We start from the raw sequence: 8,393 nt of genomic DNA, 5'->3' as shown, positions 1-8,393 counted from the left end.
CCCCTCGGATGGACAGATCCCACTCCAGGACACCCTTGCGGGGCCAGTCACTTACTGAGTCACATCCAAGGGGCAGCACGGCCAATACCCACTCTGCCAGCCAGTCCCAGACCAGCCACAACAATCCTCACAGTCACTTACAGCCCATTCCGGAGGGATTATTGGGCTATAAGTGACCCCGCGTTGTTTCTTTAAAGCAGGAAGCCCCACCCGGCGAACCGGACGGGGCTTCCACAAGCAAGACGAGTTACTTGAGGGTAACCGTTGCGCCAGCTTCTTCGAGCTGAGCCTTTGCCTTCTCTGCGGCTTCCTTGGTGGCGCCTTCGAGAACAGCCTTCGGTGCGCTGTCAACCAGGTCCTTGGCTTCCTTGAGGCCGAGGGAGGTGATGGCGCGAACTTCCTTGATCACTGCGATCTTCTTGTCGCCAGCAGCTTCGAGGACGACGTCGAAGTCGGTCTTCTCTTCAGCAGCTTCAGCAGCACCGCCGGCAGCGGGGCCAGCAACTGCAACAGCAGCAGCCGTAACTTCGAAGGTCTCTTCGAAGAGCTTGACGAACTCGGAGAGCTCGATGATGGTCAGTTCCTTGAAAGCTTCAATGAGCTCTTCGTTGCTGAGCTTCGCCATGGTGGCGTCCTTCCATTAGTCGGTGCAGGTTCGGACAATGCCGCTCCATGCACCTGAGTTTGATTGGGGGGAGAACTTAGTTCTCTTCGGTTGCAGCTTCAGCGGCTTCGGCCGGAGCCGCAACCTCTTCAGCAGCAGCCTCAGCGGCCGGAGCTTCGTCAGCGGCCGGTGCAGGTGCGCCGCCCTCTTCTTCAAGCTTGAGGCGCAGGGCATCGATGATGCGTGCGGCAGAGGATGCGGGGGCCTTGAGGACACCAGCAACACGTGCAAGCTGCAGCTCGCGGGACTCCAGCGCTGCCAGTGCGGCAACACCTTCTGCGTCCAATGCCTTGCCTTCGAAGTAACCGGTCTTGATAACCAGCTGCTTGTTGGTCTTGGCAAAGTCCGTCAGGCTCTTGGCAGCAGCAACAGCGTCGCCCTTGATGAAGGCGATTGCAGTGGGGCCGGCAAGCTGATCGCCGAACGCGTCGACTCCAGCTTCCTTGGCTGCAATGGCGCTCAGGGTGTTCTTGACGACCGAGAACTTGGTGTCCTGGCCGAGCGCAACACGCAGTTCCTTGAGCTGTGCAACAGTGAGCCCGCGGTATTCGGTCAGGACAGCCGCGTTCGATTCCTTGAAATCGTTGGTGATCTCTGCAACAGCGGAGACCTTGCTAGGCGTTGTCATAACCCTCCTTCCGGGGAATAAAGCCGGTCTTCCGGGTCCCCGCTCACGAGAGCTAAAACTAAAAACGCCCCGCGCAGATGCACGGGGCTTGGCTCAACACAGTTTGCACTGTGGAGACTTGCTTCGTTCACCTGCGTTGGCCGCCCTATGTTCAGGGTCCTTCGTCAAGGAATGCACTTTGTTCTCAGGGGCGTCGCTGCAGAATTGAGCTGCGCTCGAAAGAGTGGATTCCCATCAACCGACGGTCTTTGGTACTTCAAGGTTACGGGAGAGGGATCAGCAAACCAAATCGACGCCGCTGTGCCCGGTGGGATGCCTAGCTGCCTACTCCGACGACGTGATCCTCGGCCCGCGGCCGGGAAGCTCCTTTTGCCATAATCCGGTGACTCCCGCCGTCGTAAATCCCAATTGCTTGTTCACGGTCAAGAGGTACCGGTTTTCCGGTGCGTTCCAGGTGTAAATGACGCGGGCATCGGGAAATTGCTCACTGAGCCTTTCCATGTTGGCCACCTTGATCAGCAGTCCCAACTTATTGCCGCGGTGTTCCTGCAGGACCAAAGTATCGTCCTGGAAAACGACGTCCTGACGGTGCGCGAGGACGCTGATCGTGGTGAGGCCGGCCAGCCGCCCGCTCTCAATATGCTCGACGGCGGTAACCACCGTCCGCCGACCCTGCGCCAAGGCGGCGTCTTCGGTTTCGCGCAAAACGGCGGCATCGAAGACCATACCGGAAACCTCAACGGCGGAGTCTTCTTCCTCGCCGTCCTCTCCGTGGACAACCTCACCCGCAGCGTTTTCCAGCTCCGCCACGGCCTCCAGCCAAGCCTCAGGGCAGCGATCAGTCCAGTGGTGCAGCCTGTAGCGGCCAGCGTTCGCTTCCTCGGCCTCGGCTTGAAGATCCGCAACCAGTTTGGAGTCAAGAGGCAACACGCAGGAACTGAATTGCTCGATGTGCTGAAGGGTGTAACCGGCCCGCTGGGCAAAGTCCACTTCCCTGCTGCTGACAGGAAGGAAACCCGGGCCGCTGCCGGGAATCAATTGGTCTTCAGGTATCTCTGTAAGCGAGGTCGCCGGATGGTTCGTGTCCACCAAAACCATGGTGCGGCCCTCTGAACGTGCCAGCTGCTCCGCAGCCTCCAGGAGCTGGCGTCCGACGCCCTGGCTTTGGTAGTCCGGCAGGATATCCAGCGTGAACTCCGCCAGGTCCATGTTGTCCGCGAGCGGCAGCGCAATGTCCACTGTTCCCACGATGACCCCGTCCACCTTGGCCACCAGGATGATCTGGCGCTCATAGGGGTCGGAGAATTCAAGCAGCTTCTCCAGGGGCGTGTACGCCAGGTCATCGCTCCCCCAGGTCTGCATCCGGACCCGTCGCGCCACTTCCACGGCGTCAAGGAAATCCCCTGCTTTGGGGCTGTCCAGATTCTCCGGCACCCATAGCTGCTCGACTACAACGGTCTTCGCCTCGTCTACAGTCATCCCAGCCGTTTCTGCCATTCGCCTTCAAAACCGGAAGGCTTGAATCCAAGGGCGATATTTATGGCCAGCATATGCCGGTTTTCACTGGCGTTCCACGTCATGACGCACGTGGCGTCCGGCCAAAGATCTTCTGCACGACGAAGATTGGCGATTTTGACCAGCATGCCAAGGCCGTGTCCCCGGTGTCCGGGAGCCACCAGTGTGTCCTCCTGGCTGACGACCGCCGGCAACGCGTCACGGTGGGTCAGGACCGTATAGGCAGCCAACTCCCCGCTTGTGTGGTGCTGGGCAGCAGCTACAACTGGGTCCACGCCACTTGCCCGCCATGTCGATTCCTCACGCCGAACCCGCACGGCGTCCCACTCTTCGCCTTCCCATCCCAGACCGGCGATGGGTACCTCCGTGCTCATCAGGCTCTTGAGCTTGGCAAAAGTGTCCACGAGTTCGTCCGGGCATTCGTCCGTCCACCCGATGACGTCGTATTCCGTTGCCCGGCGCATCGCCTCGACTTCGAGTTCAATCAGGTGCGCCTCATCAACCGGCAGGGCCAAGGTGCTGCTGGTTTCGACCTGTTCCAGGGAATAACCATGGTGCAACGCAAAGCGGGTCGATGCCGCGTTCAGTGGAACGCCACCCGTGCCTGACTTTGCCTTCAGCAGCGCCTCCCCGGCAAGTACGGGGGCGATCGGCTCCCCACAGTACCCGTCAAGCGAAGTGCGGCTCCGCTCCACTGCCGCCTGCTCAAGGACTTCCAGGATACTCGTCCCGATCCCGCGCCGACGGAAAGCGGCGTCCACGAGGACGTCCACTCCCGCCGTCGTCGTGTTCTCGCTCAACGGCAGCGTCAGCGAACCGCTGCCCACCACAACGCCGTCCAAGCGGGCCAGGTAGACCTGCCGCTCCTCGTATTCGTTGCCCTGCCAGAACATGAACGACTCGGCCAATGTGGCCGAATGATCCATGTTCCCCCACAAGGCAAGCTCATGGGCGATCCGTAACGCATGGAAGGCTTTGAAGTCCGCTGACGCATTGGCCTCCGGAGCTTGCAGAACGGGAAGCCTCCCTATGGTGAGCCCGCCGTTGGCGGAAAAGTTCGACGACGGTGCCACGCCCCACAGCCTACGGCCGCCTCTGGTGCCAAACAAGTGACCAACCGCCGATGCGAACCCATGAAAAAGGGACCGCCCGGCAATGCCGGACGGTCCCTCTCAGAGTTAGTACTCGCGATGCTTATGCGTCGGTGAGAACCTTGGTGACGTTCGGGTCAACGGTGATGCCCGGACCGAACGTGGTGGCAACAGTAGCCTTCTGGATGTAGCGGCCCTTGGAAGCGGACGGCTTCAGACGAAGGACCTCTTCCAGTGCAGCTGCGTAGTTCTCAGCCAGCTTCTGGACGTCGAAAGACACCTTGCCGATGATGAAGTGCAGGTTCGAGTGCTTGTCGACGCGGAAGTCGATCTTGCCGCCCTTGATGTCGTTGACAGCCTTGGTGACATCCGGGGTAACCGTACCGGTCTTCGGGTTCGGCATGAGGTTACGCGGGCCGAGGACCTTACCGAGGCGGCCAACCTTACCCATGAGGTCAGGGGTTGCCACGGCGGCGTCGAAGTCGGTCCAGCCGGCTGCGATCTTTTCGATCAGGTCATCGGAACCAACGAAGTCGGCGCCGGCAGCGATTGCTGCCTCAGCCTTGTCGCCTGTTGCGAAAACGAGGACGCGGGCGGTCTTACCGGTGCCGTGCGGCAGGTTGACGGTGCCACGGACCATCTGGTCAGCCTTACGCGGGTCAACGCCCAAACGGAAAGCGACCTCAACGGTTGCGTCGAACTTGGAAGGGTTAGTGTCCTTCGCGAGGGTGATTGCCTCGAACGGGGCGTAGACCTTGTCTGCCTCGATCTTGGCTACGGCTGCCTCATATGCTTTGCTGCGCTTTGCCATGCTGCTTATTTCTCCTTGTGCAGTTGTGGTCTGCGGACCGCGCTGGGCCCTGCCACAAGCCGCGGATCCGGCAAGGATCCTGCGGCATTTCAATGTTTCAGATGCCGGTTGCCCGGCGGATGAAGGCTGTATTTAGCCCTCTACGGTGATACCCATGGAACGGGCGGTACCAGCGATGATCTTGGCAGCTGCCGCGATGTCGTTGGCGTTGAGGTCTTCCATCTTGGTGGAAGCAATCTCTTCGACCTGCGCCTGGGTCAGCTTGGCAACCTTGACGGTGTGCGGGGTAGCCGAACCCTTGGCAACGCCTGCAGCCTTCTTGATGAGCTCTGCAGCCGGCGGGGTCTTGGTGATGAAGGTGAAGGAACGGTCTTCGTAGACCGTGATTTCAACCGGGATAACGTTTCCGCGCTGGGATTCCGTTGCAGCGTTGTACGCCTTGCAGAATTCCATGATGTTGACACCGTGCTGGCCAAGCGCAGGACCGATCGGCGGAGCCGGGTTAGCGGCACCTGCCTGGATCTGCAGCTTGATGAGGCCGGTGACCTTCTTCTTGGGAGCCAATGTAGGGTCCTTCTCTCAATAGCTTCCTGGGACACAGGAGCGCGTCCCAGGTTGGTGGCCGCCATGGCAAGGCGGCCGGCCGCTTCCGAACCGCAAAGCAGGCGGAACGGGAGCGAAATCTTGGAATCAGCTAGATCTTGGTGACCTGGTTGAATGCGAGCGTAACCGGGGTTTCGCGCTCGAAGATCGAGACCAGGACCACGAGGGTCTGGGACTCGGGCTTGATCTCGGAGATCGTTGCCGGAAGGGTCTCGAACGGGCCTTCCTTGACGATGACGGACTCGCCGACCTCGAAATCGACGGCCACGGGAGCCTGGTTCTGCTTGTTGACCGGCTTGCCCTTCTCGGCCTGCTCTTCTTCGAAGACCGGGGCGAGCATGGAGAAGACCTCGTCAAGGCGCAGCGGGACCGGGTTGTGGGCGTTGCCCACGAAGCCAGTGACGCCGGGGGTGTGGCGAACGGCGCCCCAGGAAGCATCGGTCAGGTCCATGCGGACCAGGACGTAACCGGGGATGCGGACGCGGTTGATCACCTTGCGCTGGGCGTTCTTGATCTCGACGACTTCTTCCATCGGGACCTGGATTTCGAAGATGTAATCTTCCATGTCCAGTGTCTGGATGCGGGTCTCAAGGTTGGCCTTCACGCGGTTTTCGTAACCGGCGTAGGAGTGGATGACGTACCAGTCACCCTCCTGGCGGCGCAGCTTGGCCTTGAATTCCTCGGCCGGATCGGCGGGGGCTGCAGCAGCGGCCGCCTCCAGCGAGACATCGGCAGCGTCCTCATCGGACTCAGCGTCTACTTCGTCGGCCTCGTCATCAGACTCAGCGTCTACGTCAGACTCGAAATCCTCTTCGGAATCATCGACGTCGGCAGATTCGGGCGCAGCAGAGTCAGCCTCCGACTCTTCCGCAGCCTCAGCCGCGGCGTCGTCCGTGCTTTCAGCGGGCCCATCCAGCTCAGCCTCGTTTACCTCAAGCTCCTGCTCAGACACTTGGTCTCCTGCTTCCTCATTGCCTAACATGCCTATTTAAATGGCTCAATTCCGCAAACCCCATAAAATTCCTGAACTTCATGGAATTTCACGCGGTTTGCGGACAGACCCGCTTAGCGGTCCGTAGCGCCTGATCCACCGAAGACCCAGCTCACTCCCGTGCCGAAGGCAAGGTCCAGCAGGGTGACGATGAGCATCATGATGACTACGAACACCAGCACCACGAGCGTGTAATTGATCAGTTCCTTGCGGGTCGGGGCAACGACCTTCTTCAGTTCGCCGATAACCTGGCGCATGAAGAGTGCAATTCGGGCAAAGAAGCCGGCATCGGCTTTCTTGGCAGGACGGCCCTTTGAGCTGCTAGCAGCCGTTTCGGTCACCTGGTCCTCACTCACCTTGCAAAGTCGTTTGACCCGGCTCTGATCAGAGCCATGGTTGCTGCGCTTGCCCCGGCGTTTCCGCCGGAACAGCTTGCGCAGGGCAGACAGGACTCGAACCTGCAACCTGCGGTTTTGGAGACCGCTGCGCTACCAATTGCGCCACTACCCTATGGATCGAATCCATGTTTCAGGCCGCACTTCAGCCTGTGGTGCTTTTCAACACCGGTGAACCAGTCTACGCAAGAACTTCGCGATAGTCGAACCGGACTAATTCCGGGCCTTCCGGCCGCTTATGAATCAATGTGAGCAGCATTATCAGTCACATTGTCCAGCAGGCGCCCGGGAGCTCCGCAGAACAGCATAAGGTAGTTTACGTCGAATCCCATCATCCAGCCCACGAGCTGCCTGCGAAGAACGGTACATAGATGTCTGCCGGAACACCTGCCGCCCGCATTTCACAACGAATCTCCGCTATTGCCGAGTCCGCCACCCTTGCCGTTGAYGCCAAGGCCAAGGCACTGAAGGCCGCGGGGCGCCCCGTGATCGGTTTCGGTGCCGGCGAACCCGATTTCCCCACCCCGGACTACATCGTCAAGGCAGCAATTGAGGCTGCTGCCCAGCCGAAGTACCACCGCTACTCCCCCGCTGCCGGGCTTCCTGAGTTGAAAAAGGCCATCGCCGATAAGACCCTCCGGGACTCCGGCTACAAAGTGGACCCATCGCAGGTCCTGGTGACCAATGGTGGCAAGCAGGCTGTCTACAACACCTTCGCCACCTTGGTTGACCCGGGCGACGAAGTCATCATCCCCACGCCCTTCTGGACCACTTATCCGGAGGCCATCCGACTCGCAGGGGGCGTTCCGGTGGAGGTATTCGCCGGACCCGAGCAGGGCTACCTCGTCACCATCGAGCAGTTGGAAGCCGCGCTGACGGACAAGACCAAGATCCTGCTGTTCGTCTCCCCGTCCAACCCGACCGGCGCTGTATACAGCCCGGAGCAGGTTGCGGAGATCGGAAAGTGGGCTGCTTCCAAGGGCCTGTGGGTTGTCACGGATGAAATCTACGAGCATCTGACCTATGACGGCGTGGAGTTCACCTCCATCGCCACCGCGGCGCCGGAGCTTGGCGACAAAGTCGTCATCCTCAACGGCGTGGCCAAGACCTACGCCATGACCGGGTGGCGCGTGGGTTGGATGATCGGTCCGGCCGATGTCATCAAGGCCGCAACCAACCTCCAGTCGCACGCGACGTCCAACGTCTCGAACATCATGCAGGTCGCCGCTGCCGCTGCCCTCACGGGTCCGCTGACCGCCGTCGACGAAATGAAGGTCGCCTTCGACCGCCGCCGCAAGGCGATCGTCGCCGGCCTGAACGCGATTGACGGCGTGGAATGCCCGACGCCGACCGGCGCCTTCTACGTGTATGCCGACGTCCGCGGCCTGCTGGGTAAGGAATTCGAAACCTCCCACGGCCCCGTGCGCCCCAGCACATCCGCAGAACTGGCCACGCTCATCCTGGACGAGGTTGAGGTTGCCATCGTTCCCGGTGAAGCATTCGGCCCCTCCGGATACGTCCGCCTGTCCTATGCTCTCGGAGACGACGACCTCGCCGAGGGTGTGCGCAGGATCCAGGAATTCCTGGGCCGGGCGAAATAGCCCAGTAGCGCTTCGGGTTGAATGCTCCTGCACCAATGATTGGTGCAGGAGCATTTCCGTTTAAGCAGCAGGATGTGGGAGAGGATCCGTCAAA

The 8,393-nt window shown here is 60.5% G+C and carries 9 protein-coding genes and 1 tRNA gene; 1 reads left to right on the top strand and 9 read right to left on the bottom strand.

What is annotated here, in order from left to right; translation table 11 throughout:
* Window positions 1-247: 247 nt before the first annotated feature.
* The 9 genes from rplL to AC1DCM_RS21640 all read right to left on the bottom strand — a co-directional run bounded on the left by rplL (window position 248) and on the right by AC1DCM_RS21640 (window position 6,813).
* Window positions 248-625 carry a 50S ribosomal protein L7/L12 gene (gene rplL / locus AC1DCM_RS21680; protein ID WP_189013656.1) on the bottom strand — a complete coding sequence of 126 codons (378 nt, stop codon included), beginning with the start codon at window positions 623-625 and terminating at the stop codon, window positions 248-250.
* 76 nt (window positions 626-701) lie between these two features.
* On the bottom strand, window positions 702-1,292 hold the full coding sequence (rplJ, locus tag AC1DCM_RS21675; protein ID WP_477519674.1) for a 50S ribosomal protein L10: 591 nt from the start codon (window positions 1,290-1,292) through the stop codon (window positions 702-704).
* A 324-nt stretch (window positions 1,293-1,616) separates the two neighbouring features.
* A complete protein-coding gene (locus AC1DCM_RS21670; RefSeq protein ID WP_477519673.1) occupies window positions 1,617-2,789 on the bottom strand; it encodes a GNAT family N-acetyltransferase in 1,173 nt (390 codons plus the stop codon).
* Window positions 2,768-3,880, bottom strand: a complete 1,113-nt coding sequence (locus tag AC1DCM_RS21665; protein ID WP_477519672.1) for a GNAT family N-acetyltransferase — start codon at window positions 3,878-3,880, stop codon at window positions 2,768-2,770. The genes AC1DCM_RS21670 and AC1DCM_RS21665 overlap by 22 nt, the downstream gene beginning before the upstream one ends.
* Before the next feature lie 121 nt (window positions 3,881-4,001).
* On the bottom strand, window positions 4,002-4,709 hold the full coding sequence (gene rplA / locus AC1DCM_RS21660) for a 50S ribosomal protein L1 (RefSeq protein ID WP_442004053.1): 708 nt from the start codon (window positions 4,707-4,709) through the stop codon (window positions 4,002-4,004).
* Window positions 4,710-4,841: 132 nt separating this feature from the next.
* A complete protein-coding gene (gene rplK / locus AC1DCM_RS21655) occupies window positions 4,842-5,273 on the bottom strand; it encodes a 50S ribosomal protein L11 (RefSeq protein ID WP_166183617.1) in 432 nt (143 codons plus the stop codon).
* A gap of 130 nt (window positions 5,274-5,403) precedes the next feature.
* Window positions 5,404-6,264 (bottom strand): transcription termination/antitermination protein NusG, encoded by an 861-nt coding sequence (gene nusG, locus AC1DCM_RS21650; protein ID WP_442018773.1) that lies wholly within the window; start codon window positions 6,262-6,264, stop codon window positions 5,404-5,406.
* 113 nt (window positions 6,265-6,377) lie between these two features.
* Window positions 6,378-6,659 carry a preprotein translocase subunit SecE gene (secE, locus tag AC1DCM_RS21645; RefSeq protein ID WP_442018772.1) on the bottom strand — a complete coding sequence of 94 codons (282 nt, stop codon included), beginning with the start codon at window positions 6,657-6,659 and terminating at the stop codon, window positions 6,378-6,380.
* Between the two features lie 81 nt (window positions 6,660-6,740).
* Window positions 6,741-6,813 (bottom strand) — tRNA-Trp (locus AC1DCM_RS21640).
* Window positions 6,814-7,069: 256 nt separating this feature from the next.
* Here AC1DCM_RS21640 and AC1DCM_RS21635 point away from each other — a divergent pair.
* On the top strand, window positions 7,070-8,299 hold the full coding sequence (locus AC1DCM_RS21635) for a pyridoxal phosphate-dependent aminotransferase (RefSeq protein WP_477514599.1): 1,230 nt from the start codon (window positions 7,070-7,072) through the stop codon (window positions 8,297-8,299).
* Window positions 8,300-8,393: the final 94 nt, after the last annotated feature.

Source organism: Paenarthrobacter sp. 10N417, assembly GCF_056394745.1.
Note: the sequence above shows the minus strand (reverse complement) of the source record. Positions and strands in the feature narration are given on the sequence as shown.